Origin of the sequence: Paraburkholderia sp. BL23I1N1 (genome assembly GCF_003610295.1) — a bacterium.
In the GTDB taxonomy this organism is placed as follows: Bacteria; Pseudomonadota; Gammaproteobacteria; order Burkholderiales; family Burkholderiaceae; genus Paraburkholderia.
Genome location: NZ_RAPV01000002.1, coordinates 578,163 through 595,487, shown reverse-complemented (window position 1 = coordinate 595,487; position 17,325 = coordinate 578,163). Strand labels below are relative to the sequence as shown.

Genomic DNA, 17,325 nt, shown 5'->3' with positions numbered 1-17,325 from the left:
TGCGAAGCTTCTCAAAAGCGATGACGAAATTGGTTGAACCAGCATCCTGAAGCCTGTTTTTCGTGCCGGCTGCTCTTTTAGGCAAGCCGCGATTTTGCTAAGGACAGGGTGCGCGGATCTCATCAAGGCTGCGGGCGTGCTTCGGCTATCGTCCAACTGCAAGCCGGATACATGCATGCAGACCGTTTCGACATCACGAACAAGAAGCTTGCAAAAGGCGCCGGGTCCATACATGCACGAAAAGGACGAATACCCCATGAATCGCATCTTCGGCATGCTGGGGCTCAAACTGGGCGTGGTGCGGCAGAACGCGTAGCCAGGTAATGCCCGCCGCCGGCTACTGCGGCGGCGGCCCGTCCAGTTCCTCGGCCCGCACGAACAGCCAGTCGACGAACGTGCGCAGTGACGGATCGTCGTCGTTGCGATACAGGCAATGGAACGGCGGCCCTTCCAGGTGGACCTCCGGAAACAGCGCGACGAGCCGGCCGCCCGCGAGATCGTCGCGCACCACCGCGCGCGGCGCGAGGCACACGCCGAGCCCGCTCGCGGCGGCCTGGATCAGCAGGAAGAACTCGCGATAAAACGGCCCGCGCAGCGTCTCGGTGACGTCCGTGCCGGCCTGGTGGAACCAGTATTGCCATGCCTGCGGCAGCCCCGCGTAGTGGAGCAGCGGCGCGTTGCGCAGGTCCGACGGCACGCGCGCCTGTTCGAGCACCGGATGGCCGGGCGCGCACACGGGCACCGCGACGGTCTCGAGCAGCGGTCGCGACACGAAGCCCTTGCGGCGCAGCTCCGGTGTATACCGGCGAATCACGACGTCGCACGTTTCGTCGATGTGATCGCGCTCGACGTCGGCGGTCGTGACGAGCTGCACGTCGATGTCGGGATGCGCGGCCTGAAATACGGCAAGTTGCGTCAGCAACCATCCATGCGCGAATGACACGGACGCATTGATCCGGATCGAATGGCCGCCGACCGGCTCGAACATCTGCCCGGTCGCCTGCGCGAGCCGGCCGAGGCAACTCGCGACGTCGACGAGGTAATGCCGTGCGCGCGGCGTGAGCCGCAGCGAACGCCCGTCGCGCTCGAACAGCTTCTGCCCGAAGAACGATTCGAGCACGCGGATCTGCTGCGCGATCGCACTCTGGGTTACGTTCAGCTCCTCGGCGGCGAGGGTGAGGCTCTGCAGGCGGCCGGCGGCTTCGAAGCTGCGCAGCGCGTTCAGGGGCGGCAATCGGCGCATCGTGAGATCGCGAAGAAAAGCTACACAGTGGGTCAAAAAATGTCGTTTGTCGAGGCTGGGGCACGTCCCTATCATGGCGCCGACAGGAGAAAGCCCCGATGACGATCATAGCGCCCCCCGATTGCCGATCAACCGGAATTCGCCGCCGTCTTCGCGGCCGGCGAACGGCGCGGCGTGCGATGTGCGGCGCGGCAGTGATGCCGCCGGTGCGAGGCCGCGGTGCGCTGGCGCTCGCCTGTGCCGGGCTGTTCGCGGTGCTGACCGGGTGTGCGGCGAAGCCGGAAAACGAACGCCAGATCGGCAGCGGCGGATCGCTGGTGCGCTACAGCTCCAGCCAGACCGAAGTCGACCTGACGGACAGCGAGCAGCAGACGCTGCGCATGTTGACCGACCGCCGCTATGCGGGCGCGACGCAGGCGCACACGCTCGACGCGGTGGCGGGCGTGCTGCGCGCGCAGGGCTATGCGCCGGTCACGGTCGACCGCGATGCGGGGCTGATCGAAGGCGGGCGCAGCGACACGCTGATTCCGAAGTGGCGGCAACTGCTGCGCGGCGCGCTGAAGGCCCGGATTGGCGGTTTGCCCGCGAAAGCGGATCACGAGCGCGTGGCCGCCGTCGTGACGGTTCGCGCATCCGGGGCGCACGATGCGATCGTACGTGCGCGATTCGACCGCACGGTGTGGAACAGCAATGGCGATTCGCGGATGAAGACCGTCGTCGAGCCCGCGTACTACCAGGCCTTCTTCGGCGACATGGACAAGGCGATGTGCACGACATCGTGCGAGCGGTGACCGGCATGCAGGTGCCGATGCGCGGGAGCGTCGAGGAGCGGAGTCATGGAGGGCGCGCTGCCGCCCGACAGTGAACGGATGCGCCTGCAAAGCAGCATCGGTTATCGCGCACCGCTCGAATTCGAAAGCCTGCATGCGCAGGAGCAAACGCCATCGCAGTGCGGGTTGCCCACCGCCGGGCAGCGTCACGGTCGTGACAGGCGACCCGCCGCCCGGCCGTGGACAACCCGAGATCCAACAATCCATGGAGGATCAACAACACATTAAACTCAACTGCAAATCTGTCCGTCCAACCGGGTCAACCTCAAGGATAGGTGGGCGGCAGCGCACGCGTCTAGCTGGGGCTTTCGCGAAGGGCGATGACGGTCTGACTTCGGTCGTTCGGTATCGAGCGCGCCGAAAGCCCGCTCGGGGTCGCGTGCCGACGATCGTGGCGATGCGACGTTCACGCTGAGCATTCACATTGCATGAGGCAGAGAGCGGCCAGGAACGGTCGTACACGGTCCCCGCGCGAAAGTCACAAACCGAAAGAGCAACGGACATTAGATCACTGATCGCCAACGACCCGGGTGGATCGAGTGTTGCCGACCGGCAGACCGCGGCTATCGATGTAAGTATCAGGTTTCCGACAGTCGAAGTGCCTAGCTCTACGGAGTAGTGGTTTCGCTTGTCCATTGCGACTGCCGTGCTGAATTGATCAGCCCTCCTAGCCGTCCAGGAAGTGCTACCGGCAGACGGGCGACTGCGAGCGCTAGCGATCAGTCGCAATTCGCGTTCTATCTGCGCTCGCGCCGAGGTCGAACAGCAGCCACTCGCCGAGCAGAGCATTACAACATGCCTATACATATCACTCATGCCGCTCAATACGACAGTAGTGCGTGGGCAAGCTCGCCCATGGATATTCTGCTGAATAACAGGCCAAAAATCTGCTATTTTTCGCGATCTTAGCCAAATTTCCAAAACTATCGTTTTAGCAAAAGCGAGAGATGCGATCTGTCTATGCAGATCGGGTAACCACCTATTGGCGTTAACTTGTCTATACAAGTAAATTTCTTCCAGTGCAATCAGGTTCGAAACGGTCAAGTGGCAAAAAACCGGCCGCCAGGTGAGCAAACAGCCGCTCGCCTCCGATTCGCCAGATAGACAAAAAGAGCCGGCCTGTGCCGGATCGCCTGTAACCCTAATCGTTCGTTTGCCCGACTAAACGTAGCGCAGCCGACATCTAAAGCGTTCTGGAGAATGTTCCGTGGTTATTCCCACCGAAAACCCCGCTAGCGGCGCGTTGATCGAATCCCGTTCGATCGACTACATCCCCGATACGGAAAGGCATGGCAGCCTGTTTAGCCAGTTCACGCTCTGGCTGTCGGCCAACCTGCAGGTCACGGCCATCGTGACCGGCGCGCTCGCCGTCGTGCTTGGCGGGGACGTTTTCTGGTCGCTCGTCGCTTTGCTGATCGGGCAGATCATTGGCGGCGCCGTCATGGCGCTGCATGGCGCGCAGGGGCCTCAGCTCGGGCTCCCGCAAATGATCTCGAGCCGTGTGCAGTTCGGCGTATATGGCGCGATGATCCCGATCGTCCTCGTGTGCCTGATGTATGTCGGTTTTTCGGCTAGCGGCTCGGTGCTGGCCGGCCAGGCGGTCGCCCAGTTGTTCCACGTTGACGATTCGGCCGGTATCGTGATCTTCGCCGTCGTGATCGTGCTCCTGACGATCTTCGGCTACCGCTCGATTCACTTTGCCGGACGCATCGCGAGCGTGGTGGGGGTAGCGGCGTTTGTCTTCATGTTCGCGCAACTCTTCGCGCATCACGATATCGGTGCATTGCTCACGAACCGGCACTTCACCCTCGCAAGCTTTCTGCTCTCGATGTCGCTGTCGGCGTCGTGGCAGATCGCGTTCGGCCCGTATGTCGCGGATTATTCGCGCTATCTGCCGCGCTCGACCTCATCGGTGCGAACGTTTTTTGCCGTGGGGCTCGGCTCGGTCATTGGCGCCCAGGCGGCCATGACCTTCGGCGTGTTTGCCGCGGCGCTGGCTGGCAGCCAGTTTTCCCATCACGAGGTGTCGTACATCGTCGGGCTCGGAGCGAGCGGCGCCGTCGCCGCGCTGCTGTACTTCAGCATCGCATTCGGCAAGGTGACCGTGACGACGCTCAACGCCTACGGTAGCTTCATGTCGATGGCGACGATCGTCAGCGGCTTTCGCGGACAGCGCACGATATCGACCCGTCACCGTCTGTTTTACATCCTCGGCATGGTGGGTTTGTCGACACTGGTTGCGCTGGCAGGACGCCACTCGTTCCTGAAAGAGTTCTCCGCGTTTATTCTGTTCCTGCTCGCCTTCTTCACGCCGTGGAGCGCGATCAACCTGGTCGACTACTATTGCTTTACGAAATCGCGCTATGACGTCCCGGCGCTGTCGAATCCGGATGGTCGTTACGGCCGCTGGAACGGCATGGCGATCGCCATCTACGTTGCCGGCGTACTGGTCCAGCTGCCGTTCATCTCCACCAGCTTCTACACGGGACCGCTCGTCGATGCACTCGGCGGAACGGACATCTCGTGGATTCTCGGACTTGTCGCACCCGCGGTGCTGTATTACGTATGTGCTCGCGCTTCGTCGCGCACCATCCCTGAGCGTCTCATTCTTCCTGTTGAGCAAGGCAGCACGCGTAGTTGAGTTCGCGTAGCGTACTTCACCTTTAATGACTCCCCCTGTCACGCGCGGCGCAAACCCCGCGCGTGACAGGGGGCAGCTTCGCGGCTGACCGGCTCGGCAAGCCGCTGCACATCGGTCTTCGGGACTGAATGCAGCCTTGCATGACAAGACGATTTGCGCCGCCGGCGCTGCAATTATTCCCATCCAACAAAATAGTTGTACTAATCATGAAAAAGAACGGATCTCGCCGCCTATTCTCCTGTATCAGCGCCGGCCTGAAGACTGCCTGCGCGGCGACCGTCCTGCTGGCGCCTCACTATGCGTATTCGCAGGACAACGTGACCCTGTACGGCTTGATCGACGAATTCGCGCAGTACGTGAACACCGGCAACGGTTATACCGCCGCGCTCGGTTCGAGCGGGCAATGGGGCAGCCGCTTCGGCGTGAAAGGTTCGGAGGATATCGGCGGCGGGCAAAAGGTCATCTTCGACCTTGAGAACGGTTTCAATCCGACCAACGGCACGCTTGCCGAGAGTAATTCGATGTTCAACCGGCAGGCGTGGGTGGGCGTGTCGGGCGCATGGGGGCAAGTGCGCGCGGGGCGCCAGAATTCCCCGCTCTTCTACGACCAGAGCGGTCAGGACGCGTTCGGCGGCGTCACTCAGGCATCCGACATGGATAACCTGACGACGTTTGTCTACCGCACGAGCAACACCGTGTCATACATGACACCGGAACTGGCCGGATTTCAAGCGGGGATTTACCTTGGCTTTGGCGATGCCGGTGGTTTGCAGTCCGCCGGATCGAGCAAACAGTTCGACGTGACTTACGAGCACGGACCGTTTGCGGCGTTCGTGGCCGGCCAGTGGCTGAAGAACGCGAGTGCCTCCACGACGGACCACACGATCATGGCAGGGGCGTCGTATGCGATCGGCAAGGCAACCGTCTATGGCGGATATTCGACCATGAAGTGGGACGATATCGGGCTCAACGCACGGGTTTATGGCCTGTCCGCCAAGTATCAGTTCAACGCTGCCAACAGTCTCGCGCTGGGCTATGCGATCCTGCGAGATCAGACCTCGCAGGACAACAACGCGGATCAGATTGGCCTGATGTACGAGTACGACGTGTCGAAACGCACCAATCTTTATGGCGCGCTGTCGTTCCTGCGTAATCGAAACGCTGCGAATTATACGCTTGCCGGCGCGGCGAACCCCGGCTTGCCGCTTGCCTACCCGGGTGCAGACGCACGCGGTGTACAGGTCGGGATCGTGCACCGGTTCTAATTCCGCGCCGGCATCAGTTTGAGGAGCTGGCACGTGCGCTTTCTCACGCGGGCGTACCTGTCAATTCATTGTTCTCCCGGATCGCTATATCCCCAAGCTGGATTGCGAATAATCAACTGCCGTAGACGAATGGCGGATTAGAGTTGTACAGCGGACGTGCGTTACTCTTCCGCGACAGGCCGTTTGGGGTCGCTTGCCGCGGTCGTGGCCTTGTGAGGTTAGGGCTGTGATGCCATTCGCATAAGACGGGGCGGGCACACCGTGGGCCGCGAACTCGCTCAAAGTCTGCTGCGCCATTCGCATCTCCTGCAGCAGTCGCACGGGATCGAGGCTGTTGAACTGCGCCTTCAGCTTTTCCTTGATCGCCGGTTCGACGCTGTCGTACGCCAGCAGCCGATCGCACGGCGTTGCCGGCGCAAGGTAGACCTTGTGCACACGGGCGCCGTCGCGCGTTTTGGACTTCAGCTTGAATGAGGGCTGGAAGAAGTTAATGTATAGCCGTGATGACGCATATAGCTGCGCGAGCGCGTTCTTCGCATTGTTGCCGCTCAGACGGCCATAACCAACCAGCCGTCGCACGACGGCGCCGTTCTTCTGTTCCACCCAGGCCTGATCGTTCTTCTTGTATGCACGCGAGCGGGTCTGCTCAAGGCCATGTCCCTTGCAGTAGTCGAAGACGCTCTGGTTCATGAATGCGGTGTCGTTATCCGAATCCACTCCAAGCATTGAGAATGGAAGATCGGCGGCTAACTTCTCAAACGCTTCGATAACAAGCATCTGGTTGCGCGTACGCATGGCCACACATTCTGTCCAGCCGCTGGCAATATCGGTCAATGTCAGCGTATGGACGAACTCGCCGTCGGTCTTTGAGCCGCCGCAGTGTTCGACCATATCGATCTCGAAGAAACCTGGCGGCGGATCGCGCCAGTTTGCGAACGTGCGAACCGGGATGCTACGCCGTATGGCCGAGCCCACACCTTTGCGGCGTTTGCGCTGCCCGTCAATGTGCAAACGCGCATTGGCCAGCAGGCGATCGATGGTCGCCGCGCTGACCTGAAGGAGTTTGGCCTTAACGACCGGATCCAGCTCGAGATGGCCGTGCCGTTCCATGGCATCAACCAGCTTCGGAATCAATGCCTTCAGGCGCTTGCCACAAACCCGGTCGGCCGCTTCCCACAACACCGTTAGCGCCTGACATACCGCCGCGTCGTATAACCGGTTTCGCTCGCGTGTGCCCTTCGTTGGGCCCGGTTGTTCCCGCAGCAACCGGATGGCGTGCTTGCGGTGATAGCCGGTCAAAGCCACGAACTCGTCGAGAATCCTGATCCGGTCACCGAACGTCGCGCTTCTATACCGCAATTGCAATGCTGCGACCAACTCCTTGCGTGTCGTCATGCTGATTTGCCTCGTCACCTCGTGCCGCTCCCGCCGGACCATCCGACGGGTAGCAAACTACGTGAGGCAACAGGTCAACGCGAGTTGCAATTCTGATGAGTCAATGCGCCGGCCATGCTGCTTGACGCTGTCTATCTAGGTCTGAACCTTTGTTCATTCAACTCCGAACTCTCGCGACGGGGCCGGATCGACGCCGACGGCGCCGGCGGGCGGGATTGGCGACGCGGTGAGTGAGCCACGGATAGGGGCGCTTGCATTTGCGGTGCGGCGGAAGTCCAAAAGGTCGTGCGGCTCAGTCCGGCCGAGGATTGCGGTAGGGATGCCCATTACTGAGCACCCCCCGCGCAGATCCCGGCGTGCCCAATTCGGGCACCGGGCTCCTACCTCGGGTGTTTGACGGCAAATCGCCGGTCAGGCCACGGATGAAGGATTCGAGGTTGCGGGAGCCAGGCATCTGCGATCCGCTCGACTCGCTGCCACGTCATGTGATCCTTTTGGCTGCGGCGCCGGAGCGCCCGCCTCCACAGATCAACGACGTGGTATCGAAACGCGCAGAGTGCGCGCGAGTTCGTAGGTACTGCGTGGTACGCAAAGTACCCGCGAACCACCTGCCTGAGCCATTTCCCTTGTGCAGGAATCGGTTCGTGCATGCGCTTCCGTAGCGCCTCCTTGATCTGTCTGAGTCTCGCCCGCATCCGATCCCCTCGGGTCTTCCGCTGTAACTGGAAAGCCCCGCGACGAGACCGGCCGCAGATAAAGATGAAACCCAGAAAGGTGAAGGTCTCAGGTCGGCCAAGGCCTCGACTCTGGCGGTTGACCGCTGCGTAGCGGCCGAACTCCAGCAGTCTCGTCTTGTCCGGGTGAAGCGCAAGCGAGAACTCCTCCAACCTCAAACGCATCGCGTCCCAGAATCGCCGCGCGTCGGCTTCGTGCTCGAAGCCGACAACGATGTCATCCGCATAACGCAGGATGATCACGTTGCCTTTGGCTTCCCGCCGTCGCCATCGGTTGGCCCAGAGATCGAAGACGTAGTGCAGGTAAACGGCCATCCGTTTGCCAAAGACTAACTCTTCTTCATCTTGAGGTTTGTTCGACGCCTGCCCGCACGTGCCTTGTTGTTGATCGCCGGATGATTGTCGACGCCTGCTGTTCTGTTTGTCGCTGGCGGTGCGCCGACTGCGCATCCGCTTCGAACGGCTTGCGTTCATCCACGAAGCCTTCATGAAAATCGCTTGCTGCGTCAGATGCTGGCGACGGCTGAAAATGTCATTTTGTAAAGCTTCTAAGAGCGGGACATGATTTTAGTGCGTAGATTATTGCCATATGTCGTGAGGCGATACCGTTGGTTTGGGCTTGTGGGCTTATCGGGAAGTGTCATTTCGATGAGGCCGACTTCTAACGCAGGAGTCAGGTAGCTCTTGCGAAAATGATCGGGGTCGCTTAACTGCAAAGCTCGCTGAATGTCAGCGCGACTGCTCTGCCGGTCCAAAACCACCAGGAGCCGCTCAAGCTCCTTGGTAAGGCCTCGGAGCCTAGCTTCCAGAATGGCTTCCGGGGTGGCTTCCGGGGTGGCTTCCGGGGTGGCTTCCGGGGTGGCTTCCGGGGCGGCCTCCGGGGCGGCCTCCGGGGTGACCTTTGGGGTGACTTCCGGGGTGGCTTCAAGAGCGTCGGGCTCTACGTCGACTTTCAAAGTCTCCTTGCTTCGCGCACGAGCTTCACCGGCTGGAGCAAGGAAGACCAGATCGACCCCGCCTGAGTCGTCGGATTCCCATCGGGGTGCTGGCAAGCCTGCTGCTCGGCAGCTTTCAGCAATCACAACGCTGCCCCGGCCGAGTTTCTCCATGTAGCCCTGCAAGTAGAGCGCATGCGCGATGTCTGGATTGCGCAGAATGGAGATGTGCCCCTTCGCGAGCTTAGAGGCATCGATGCCAGGTGGAAAACCTCCGGAATTCCATATCCGAAGTTGGTCCGGCGAAACCTCGACTTTGATCCCCCCCGAGAAGTTGCTGTAATCACGGTGAGCGAACGCGTTCACTATGCCTTCGCGAACAGCTTGCTCTGGAAAAAGCGACAAGTCTTCCCTTTGATTTTTCGAAGATGAAAACACAGCGCGTTGTGGTGTATTACGAGCGATGAAGGCAATCAATTGCTCAATAACAAGAGTCACAGGACCTTCGAAATGCTGCAAATCCTGATACTCGTCCGCCGCCTTGCTTCCATAGGAGACTGCCCGCACTCTAACCTGCGGATGTCGGACTGCGGGATTGGTTGCCAACAACACATCAGCAGCATTTGTGAGCCGACTGTATTTGGCGAGTCCAAGGACCTGAAGCTGACTCATCAAGTCCTGCTCGACCTCATGGACCTGTGGTGGAATCCGCTTGGCGCTCAATAACTTCTTGCAGGCAGAAAGAGAAAGATCCTCTTCTTGGCACTCGGGTGAAAAGCGTCGCTCCCACCGTTCTGGCTCGATACCTTTGCTCAATACGATGCTGCGGATTGTTCCAACGTCTGCTTTCCGAGTAGTTTCTCGGTCTCGCACATAAATAGTATTCTCGTACGCGTACGGCACGTCTTTGCCAGCAGGAACCTCGATTACCAAGATACTTCTGCCGCCAATCTCCTGCGCATCAACGGAGAATAGGGCGGCTGGCTGAACAGTACGATTGAGGTCACGTTCAAGCTGCTCAGATGCTTCTTGGGCATTTTCGATACCACGCACCTCACCATCGTCGCTCACGCCGCAGACGAGATAACCTCCTTGACTATTCAGGAAAGAACACACGATTGGACCGCATGAGTCCAACTGCGCAAAGGATTTGAACTCGACGTTTTGTCCCTCGCCGAGCAATAGCATCCGCTTGACCGCCGCAACGTTGGGGCTCATTCGGTACCTCGGATCTGGGCCTTTACCTGGGCGACGTTCTCGAACTGCTCTTTAAGGTGTTGTTCGAGCTCTTGATACCGCGAAAACTGTGCGGTGATGAAGACGCTTGCATCGTCAGTACGATCGAATTTCTGCACCCAATTGCCTTGACGCTCGGCAATCGGCAGCTTCTCGAGCGTCGCGTCCTCGTACATGTCAATGACCCGCAAATCGCCGAGAGTCGATGCGCCTTTCTTGAGTTCAAGTGCCTCCCGCTCAACCTTGGTCGGGTAACCCAAGTCCATCAGGAATCGTCGGGCAAAGACCACTTGGTCATGGGCAAGAAACCACCGCGGCTTCTTGAGTTCGATCGCCCTTAGCATTTCCTTGTGCGTGATGGATAAGTCGTTACCGATTTTGCCGCTTCCATACTTGGGGCCGATGATCCCGAGAAAAAGGTCGCATTTGTCGACCGCGGCAAGGCACGAATCAAATGCGGTCTCAGTCGAGACAACCGGAACCGTGCCCTTGTGCGACATGATGACTTCATATCCAAAGGCGGTAAGAAGAGTGTAGGCGCGGTCCAGCACTTCCTCTACACCGTAGACGGTCGAAGAAATCATCAACTTGAGCGGATCTGACATAAGGTCCGGACTAAATGTTGTTGTTCAACGGGCTGCCTGATAAAGCCAACCCGACTGTGTTCCTTTATCGCCTGATGTGCTCATTCAAGCAGGATGGCCCCAATTTTACGGTAACGCACGCCCACGCTGTGCCTGATGCTTCACCTGCGGCAGACATCGGCAGATCGTGGGGCTTGACTCCGCGGCCGACGTCGCCTAAATTGTGTACCAAATTTAATTTGAGGCCCAAAATGGCAAACAAAGACGCAGTCTTGAAGACCAGGCTCGACCACGCCCTTGAAGTCGAGTTTGTGCGTATCTGCGAGGCGGAGGGGCGAAATGCCAGCAGCGTACTTCGAGAGTTGGTGGTTAATCACGTCATCACTCATCCTGCGACGGCGGGAAACCTGAAAGTTGTCGTGACGCTCGGCGGCCCATCCGGCCGTGGCATGCACTATGGCGACGAGTATGCGATTTCCGCTCGGCTTGCATCGGACGTCGCGCTGCCAGAAAAAACTGAAATCTTGTTCCGCCTGCCCGACTTCGACCAAAGTAGCGGGGAACCCTACCGCGTCGACTCGGCGCACACCCATCGCGCAATCTTTCCAAGTTGCCGGAATGCTAAGGATCGACTTCTTGGGGCGAAGCTTATCAACAACGAGTGGATGGGCGCTCTTTTTCTGTACGACCTGGACCTAATAGGGAACCCGCATGGATGTGTCGATGCTGTGAGTTCAGCCTTAGAGGGGGCAATCCTAAACAGTGTCTTGAGCGTCTTAAAAATGAAAGAACAAGACGCGCTTGAAAGCCTTGACGCTGCCCGCTGAATGCGCGCACAAGTGGATGGAATACTCGACGACGGTTGAGCGGCCCGACTTCTCTCGGACATGTGGCATAGCGCCACATTGCTGTCGTCACGTCCTGTCCGCTCGAACCTCGGCTAAGGCCGACGATTTGTCCTCTATGCAGGATACGGAACGGCCGCTCCACTCTGGTATCAGCCCTTGCTACTCAAAAGACTCGACCGGCTGAAACGGGTCGGGACGCGCCAATCACCGTCAGGCAGAGTCCGGCCAATAGCGGCCCGTCGCTTACTGGTCGGAGATCGGCGACAATCTATCGGCGGCGAGCGATTGCCGAAGGAAAATCAAGGAGCAGTCCGTGTGAAGATTGGAGAACTGAGGTCACTTGGCCACAATATCGCCGATTCACTGGCTAGCGGCATCGGCTTGATGATCGGCGTGTATGACGTCGATGTATTCGCAGAGGCAGCAGCGGGTTCCGAAGGTTTTATCATCGTCAACTTCCTTGATGGAACGGCGTTTGGCAGCCCGATCTCAATTAAGTTACAACGCGCAATTCATCTCTATCGTGATGCACTTCCGGGACTTTGTGACAAACATCGAATAGCATTCTCTGGCATCAAAATGTTGAACGCTCGATATGGAACGGATCAGGTATACGGCCGACACTTTGCCGTCACCGTCGAAACAAAAGAGGCTAAGAAGGCAATTGATCAGTATATTGGGAGTCCGGGTAGAAGGTTGCGCTGAGCTATATCATGATGTCCGGTGTCGGCCACGGAGCGAGCGCCCGCTCTGGCGACGCATAAGAGGGCTTGTGGGTCGCTTCCGTCCTACCGCATCGGGCAGTGGCTGGCCAGGAGGGGACGTTCGACGGCACGGCGTGAATCATCGACAATGGGTAGCGTTTTGTCCTTCTGAATTGCCCTCATAGTGAAAAGATGACATGTCCGAAAGAGCCGTACCGTGGGAGCCTTTAGCGACGGTGAACTACCCTTGTCCTCGGCTCGAATTCCAATTTTCCGATGACGACGATCTGCGTGTAGTCATGCACTTCTCGGAACTGAACACCGGCGATAAACCGCAAAAGCAAGACTTGGAACTACGCTTTTCGGGCGTCATCGGACTCCGATGGGTACCGGAGTTTCAGGGCTCTATCGTTCAACCGCCTGTACCGTCAAGACCCAAGTGCCAAGAGGGAGCGTGGGCCCGTTGGGTACTGCCCGTAGTCGTCGTCGAAAACTCCACGTGGTTGTCGCAGTATATGGATCTACCCGGCACCGAGAATCGCCAACACTTTTCGATCGTCTGCATGGAAGACCTACTAGACGTGATTGCCGTTGCCGACGTTCGAGTTGTTTGGATCGCTAGGGACTGAAGAGCGCTCATGGATGAATGGCTGCTTTGTGTCAGCCTGACCGGCTCCTTCGGGGCGGCTTCGGCCGACCGCGTCGGGCAGCAGTCGGCCAGGAGCCGCCATTCGCCGTCGCGGCTACACGGTCATTCGAGCGGCGGCTCCGCTCAAGCAGCGGACCTTCGCGAGCCGAGAGTGTTAGGCGTGTGATTGACCAGACTCGCCATTCAAGCCGTCACAGAAACTCGCTGTCGAGTAGCTACATGCCGCTTTCCCATAACATGGCCGGTCTACGGTTCGCTGTCATGCCCCAACGTTTCCTGGAGAAAGGCGATAAAACTCGCCAGCTTCGGTGGCATGTGCGCATCGGGCAGGTGCACCACATGGATGGGCCAGGTCTGCGCCGGCCAGTCGGGGAAAAGACGAACGAGCCGGCCCGCATCCAGATCTTCCTGCAGCATTACCTGAGGTTGAAAAATCACCCCCAGTCCCGCGAGCGCGGCTTCGCGAAGCGCGAGGCCGCCATTGACGTCGAGACGCCCGCGCACCGCGATGCGCTCCACGCCATTGCTATCGGGACGTGGGAAACGCCATTCACGTTCGGGTCCAGTCGTGACCATAAAAGCGAGGCAGTTGTGCTGCAACAGATCGGCTGGCACCAGCGGCTGCCCGTGGCGCGCCAGATAGGCCGGTGATGCGCAGGCGATACGCGGCGAATGGGTCAACGGCCGCGCAATCAAGCCCGAGTCCGGCAGTACACCGGCGCGGATGGCGGCGTCGAAACCTTCTTCCGCCAGATCGACGAAGCGATCGCTTAGGGACAGCTCGACCTGAACCTCAGGATAGCGGTCGAGGTACGCGACAAGCGCCGGTACGAGCACACGCGTGCCATAGATAGCAGGGCAACTCACCCGCAACCGGCCACGCGGGCTGCTCTGCATTTCTCGCGCATCCAGCTCGGCGAAATCCACCATCGCCAGAATTTCGAGGCATCGCGCATGATAGCGCATGCCGAGTTCGGTCAGGCTTTGACGCCGCGTGGTGCGATTCAGCAGCCGGCCTTCGAGGCGTCGCTCCAACTCGCGAATATGGTTGCCGACCATCGTGGGCGTCATACCGCTGCCTTCGGCCGCGGCGGTAAAGCTGCCGCGTTCGACCACGCGTGCAAATATTGCCATGCTGCTGAATCGGTCCATTCGCAAGTTTCATTAAGGAGTGTTCGAAGGGATGCGGAGTTTATCAAGTCAAGCTAATGAATAATACTAGGGTCATGGCTTCAACTACAAACCACAGCGAGGACTCAACCATGACCATTGCAAGCATGAAGCTTCGGCATCAACACGTCGTCCTGCTGGGCGGCACCTCGGGAATCGGCCTTGCCACGGCTGAAGCCGCGCTGGCAGTCGGCGCCTCAGTGAGCGTTGTTTCATCGCGCAGTGAGCGAGTCGCCAAAGCCGTCGCGAGACTCGGCGACCGGGTCAAGGGATACACGGCCGATCTGAGTAACGAGTCCGCCGTGCGCGCGCTGTTCGGGCAAATTGGCGCTTTCGACCATCTGGTCTACAGCGCGGGGGATTCGTTGCGAACCGGGGCGCTCGCCGACATGGACCTCGCTACGGTCCGTCAGATTTTCGAAGTGCGAGTCTTCGGCGCCATTGCCGCCGTCAAACATGCGGCGCCGTATCTCCGTCCCGGCGGCTCCGTGGTGTTGACCAGCGGTATTGCGAGCTTGCGGCCACAAAAGGGGTGGGCGGGGCTGGCCGGCGTCTGCAGTGCGAATGAAGGTCTCACACGGGCACTCGCGGTGGAGTTGGCGCCCATTCGCGTCAACCTCGTGAGTCCCGGTTTGGTGCGCACGCCGCTGTGGGATGACTTGCCCGAACTCGAGCGCGAAGCGCTCTACGCCGCGAGCGGCGCGGCCCTGCCAGTCGGTCGTGTCGGCGAGGCGGAGGACCTCGCGCAAACGTACGTCTATCTGATGACCAATCGCTATGCTACGGGACAGACCATAATTGTGGACGGCGGTGGCGTGCTGGTCTGATTAGTAGCGCGCTCGAAGAAAACGATGACCGCTACACCCTGAAAGCAGCCGATGACGTCACGCTTCGTCGATCGTCGGCAGTGGGTCGAGAACGGTCTCCGGTCGAATCGCCGGTTCGGTGTTCGTGAACGCCGATCTCGGTAAGCCGGTCGCCGTTCCGGCTGATTACATCCACCGAAATCTGCATGCGACACTGGGTAAACGAATCTCGAACGTGTTCAACAACGTCTCCTCACGACGAGACAACACAGATGAACTCCCAGTTACCAAGCGACTAACACCGCCTTCCCCTCAATACTTTGGTTCATTGCGATTGACTCTGAAAACGTTTCGCTTACCGAGTGGCGGCGCACTGGTCGACTGGAAGCGCATCGCCCCAGCCACCGTGTCCAACGGACCGTCGTTATCACGCAGCGCTCAAGCCCCCCTCAATGAATCATCGCAATTTGCGGGTTGTCCACTCGTTCTTGCGGTAGTAGGAAGGTAGAAAAAGATAGAGGGCAAACAGCGTCCCTCAAAGCCTTTGCCAGCAGGCATCCTGGCAGGACACCCGGAACGCTACCCCGATGAAGCGGAATGCAACCCCGAGGAACTGGAACGCTGCCCCGATGGAAGAGGAACGCTACCCCGATGGCTGTTTTGGTTATCAATCCGTGTCCACACGGCCTGCTCAATCCCCTTGGTGCTAAGCTCAATGCGCCCCGCTGCTATGATCTCTAACCGTTCCAATTCTTCCATCGCAGCGGTCAGCGAGCTTTTGAACTTTCGCATCGGACTGCAATACTGCATCTTCTCCTTCAGCCACTCGAGGCGGAATCTTTGCACGACATCGTCCGAGGTTGCGATAAGGCGCTGAAGCGTTTTCGCCATATCTTGGCCCTGCCGTATTTGCAGACGCTTTGTCCAATCGATTAATGCAAACTCGCGATTTTCGTAGAGAGAGTGCCACCTCGGATCGATCCGAACTGAGTACTCCTTGCGAATTTCGTCGTAGTCAAGGCCGTCAAGCATATGCAGTGCGCGGGAGGCTCCGACGTGCAGCTTGGGCTTGCCGGCGCTCGTCGCCTCGATCACGAGCATGGCAAAGGAGAGCGCTTTCATCGTGCGGTGCAGCCACGCATACTCATACTTGCCAGTGTGTCGGCCAATGGCGCGCAGAAATCGAGCGCGGCAGATCAGGATCGATTCGCCTAACGGACGTATCCTCGCCTCATACATAATCTGCATCCAAACATCGGCCAGCGTCTCATCGAGTTGCTCCCCCCAAAACTTGATAACCGCGTCCTTACGAGTTACTAGAACGGTTTCTCGATGTAGCGCCTTCGGCCCTCTAGCGATTGGAGAAAATTAGCTCGAGCGAGCGAGGTGGTTCGGCATCGCGCGCCTGAACTCGTCTAGGCCCGGGAGAAAAAGCTCGTGCGGCGACGCGCTAACCTGGACTTTCGTTGCTGCTGCAGCAGCGCGACGATTTTCCGCCAACCGTGCGAGCGCCGCATCTGCGGCGCCGGGCTGCTTCGCCCGCACCAATGTAAGTGTCATGAATCAACGAGCCGACTGACTCGTCGGCACGTTGCCCGATAACATTCCCTCGCGACGTTGCCGGGCGACCTGATCTGCCTTCGTGGGGCGCCCACGCCTCCGGGCGGCAATCTTCTCCTCAGGCTCGGCTTCCACGACCACCAAGCTCACGTGTGCGCCTAGCCAATTCTCGACATCTTCGACCCGCCATAGAAGACGCTTCGTCCCCGGCAGGCGACAGACGGGAGGTAAGGACTGAGGGTTTCGAGTTGCATCGCTACGAATGCTTGCAACCGATTTACGGAGGCATTGCGCCAGTTGATCGACCGTGAGTAATGCTTGCATGGACAATGGCCCTTTTGCGCCATGTCACATTCGTGCACACAGCGGCGTTGGTTAGCTGATGTATGCAAGATTGCGTTTTGCGGTCGGTGAAATCTCGGTAGAGTTGTGAAGCGTTTTCTACCAATGTCCCGAGCTTGACGTGGAATACAGTGTGGCGCCACAAATTTGCCACACCGAGTGTGCAAAAACCTGCGCCGAAATGCAAAACAACGCACTACATCGCAAGACGTAGTACGTTGTTTTTAAAGGAAAACTTGGTGGAGAGGAGGAGGATCGAACTCCCGACCTTCGCATTGCGAACGCGACGCTCTCCCAGCTGAGCTACCCCCCCAACGTGCAAACAATTCTAGCATAAGCATTTTCCGTTTTGCCAAGCCCCTGGGGTGGCAAAACGAGCGGCA

13 protein-coding genes, 1 tRNA gene and 1 pseudogene are annotated in these 17,325 nt (G+C 59.1%); 7 read left to right on the top strand and 8 right to left on the bottom strand.

The genetic code is table 11. From position 1 onward, the window contains the following. Window positions 1-175: 175 nt before the first annotated feature. Window positions 176-316: a hypothetical protein gene (locus tag B0G76_RS43155; protein ID WP_183082271.1), complete on the top strand. Its 141-nt coding sequence runs from the start codon at window positions 176-178 to the stop codon at window positions 314-316. A 21-nt stretch (window positions 317-337) separates the two neighbouring features. Here B0G76_RS43155 and B0G76_RS35340 read toward each other — a convergent pair whose 3' ends face one another. Continuing rightward, window positions 338-1,243: a LysR substrate-binding domain-containing protein gene (locus B0G76_RS35340; protein ID WP_259460922.1), complete on the bottom strand. Its 906-nt coding sequence runs from the start codon at window positions 1,241-1,243 to the stop codon at window positions 338-340. A gap of 179 nt (window positions 1,244-1,422) precedes the next feature. Here B0G76_RS35340 and B0G76_RS35335 point away from each other — a divergent pair, with 179 nt between their 5' ends. The 3 genes from B0G76_RS35335 (at window position 1,423) to B0G76_RS35325 (ending at window position 5,979) form a co-directional block, all read left to right on the top strand. Next, the gene (locus B0G76_RS35335; RefSeq protein ID WP_259460921.1) at window positions 1,423-2,034 is read left to right on the top strand and encodes a hypothetical protein; all 612 of its coding nucleotides are present in this window, start codon (window positions 1,423-1,425) and stop codon (window positions 2,032-2,034) included. Window positions 2,035-3,286: 1,252 nt separating this feature from the next. Continuing rightward, complete coding sequence (locus tag B0G76_RS35330) at window positions 3,287-4,714, top strand: cytosine permease (RefSeq protein ID WP_259460963.1); 1,428 nt, start codon at window positions 3,287-3,289, stop codon at window positions 4,712-4,714. Between the two features lie 206 nt (window positions 4,715-4,920). Continuing rightward, window positions 4,921-5,979 carry a porin gene (locus tag B0G76_RS35325; RefSeq protein ID WP_120297399.1) on the top strand — a complete coding sequence of 353 codons (1,059 nt, stop codon included), beginning with the start codon at window positions 4,921-4,923 and terminating at the stop codon, window positions 5,977-5,979. Between the two features lie 84 nt (window positions 5,980-6,063). On the opposite strand, the gene B0G76_RS35320 is transcribed toward B0G76_RS35325, so the two are convergent. The 4 genes and pseudogenes from B0G76_RS35320 to B0G76_RS35305 form a co-directional block, all read right to left on the bottom strand. Then, window positions 6,064-7,161: a DDE-type integrase/transposase/recombinase gene (locus tag B0G76_RS35320; RefSeq protein ID WP_259460920.1), complete on the bottom strand. Its 1,098-nt coding sequence runs from the start codon at window positions 7,159-7,161 to the stop codon at window positions 6,064-6,066. A 593-nt stretch (window positions 7,162-7,754) separates the two neighbouring features. Then, a pseudogene (locus tag B0G76_RS35315) lies at window positions 7,755-8,417 on the bottom strand (reverse transcriptase domain-containing protein); the annotation flags it as partial. Between the two features lie 239 nt (window positions 8,418-8,656). Continuing rightward, window positions 8,657-10,261, bottom strand: a complete 1,605-nt coding sequence (locus B0G76_RS35310; RefSeq protein WP_120297397.1) for a Fic family protein — start codon at window positions 10,259-10,261, stop codon at window positions 8,657-8,659. Further along, entirely contained in the window at window positions 10,258-10,884 is a 627-nt protein-coding gene (locus tag B0G76_RS35305) for a DUF4062 domain-containing protein (RefSeq protein WP_120297396.1), read from the bottom strand. Before B0G76_RS35305 ends, B0G76_RS35310 begins: the two co-directional genes overlap by 4 nt. Before the next feature lie 230 nt (window positions 10,885-11,114). On the opposite strand from B0G76_RS35305, the gene B0G76_RS35300 reads away from it, so the two are divergent. Together B0G76_RS35300 and B0G76_RS35295 are read left to right on the top strand one after the other, a co-directional pair. Continuing rightward, complete coding sequence (locus tag B0G76_RS35300; protein ID WP_120297395.1) at window positions 11,115-11,690, top strand: hypothetical protein; 576 nt, start codon at window positions 11,115-11,117, stop codon at window positions 11,688-11,690. A gap of 336 nt (window positions 11,691-12,026) precedes the next feature. Further along, the gene (locus B0G76_RS35295) at window positions 12,027-12,416 is read left to right on the top strand and encodes a hypothetical protein (RefSeq protein ID WP_120297394.1); all 390 of its coding nucleotides are present in this window, start codon (window positions 12,027-12,029) and stop codon (window positions 12,414-12,416) included. Window positions 12,417-13,310: 894 nt separating this feature from the next. Here B0G76_RS35295 and B0G76_RS35285 read toward each other — a convergent pair. After that, on the bottom strand, window positions 13,311-14,198 hold the full coding sequence (locus B0G76_RS35285) for a LysR family transcriptional regulator (RefSeq protein ID WP_259460919.1): 888 nt from the start codon (window positions 14,196-14,198) through the stop codon (window positions 13,311-13,313). A gap of 128 nt (window positions 14,199-14,326) precedes the next feature. Here B0G76_RS35285 and B0G76_RS35280 point away from each other — a divergent pair, with 128 nt between their 5' ends. Further along, window positions 14,327-15,061, top strand: coding sequence for an SDR family oxidoreductase (locus B0G76_RS35280; protein ID WP_259460918.1), 735 nt, complete (start codon window positions 14,327-14,329; stop codon window positions 15,059-15,061). Between the two features lie 558 nt (window positions 15,062-15,619). Here B0G76_RS35280 and B0G76_RS35275 read toward each other — a convergent pair. Both B0G76_RS35275 and B0G76_RS35260 read right to left on the bottom strand, forming a co-directional pair. Next, entirely contained in the window at window positions 15,620-16,288 is a 669-nt protein-coding gene (locus B0G76_RS35275; protein WP_120297390.1) for a hypothetical protein, read from the bottom strand. 891 nt (window positions 16,289-17,179) lie between these two features. Next, window positions 17,180-17,255 (bottom strand) — tRNA-Ala (locus B0G76_RS35260). Between the last annotated feature and the right edge of the window lie 70 nt (window positions 17,256-17,325).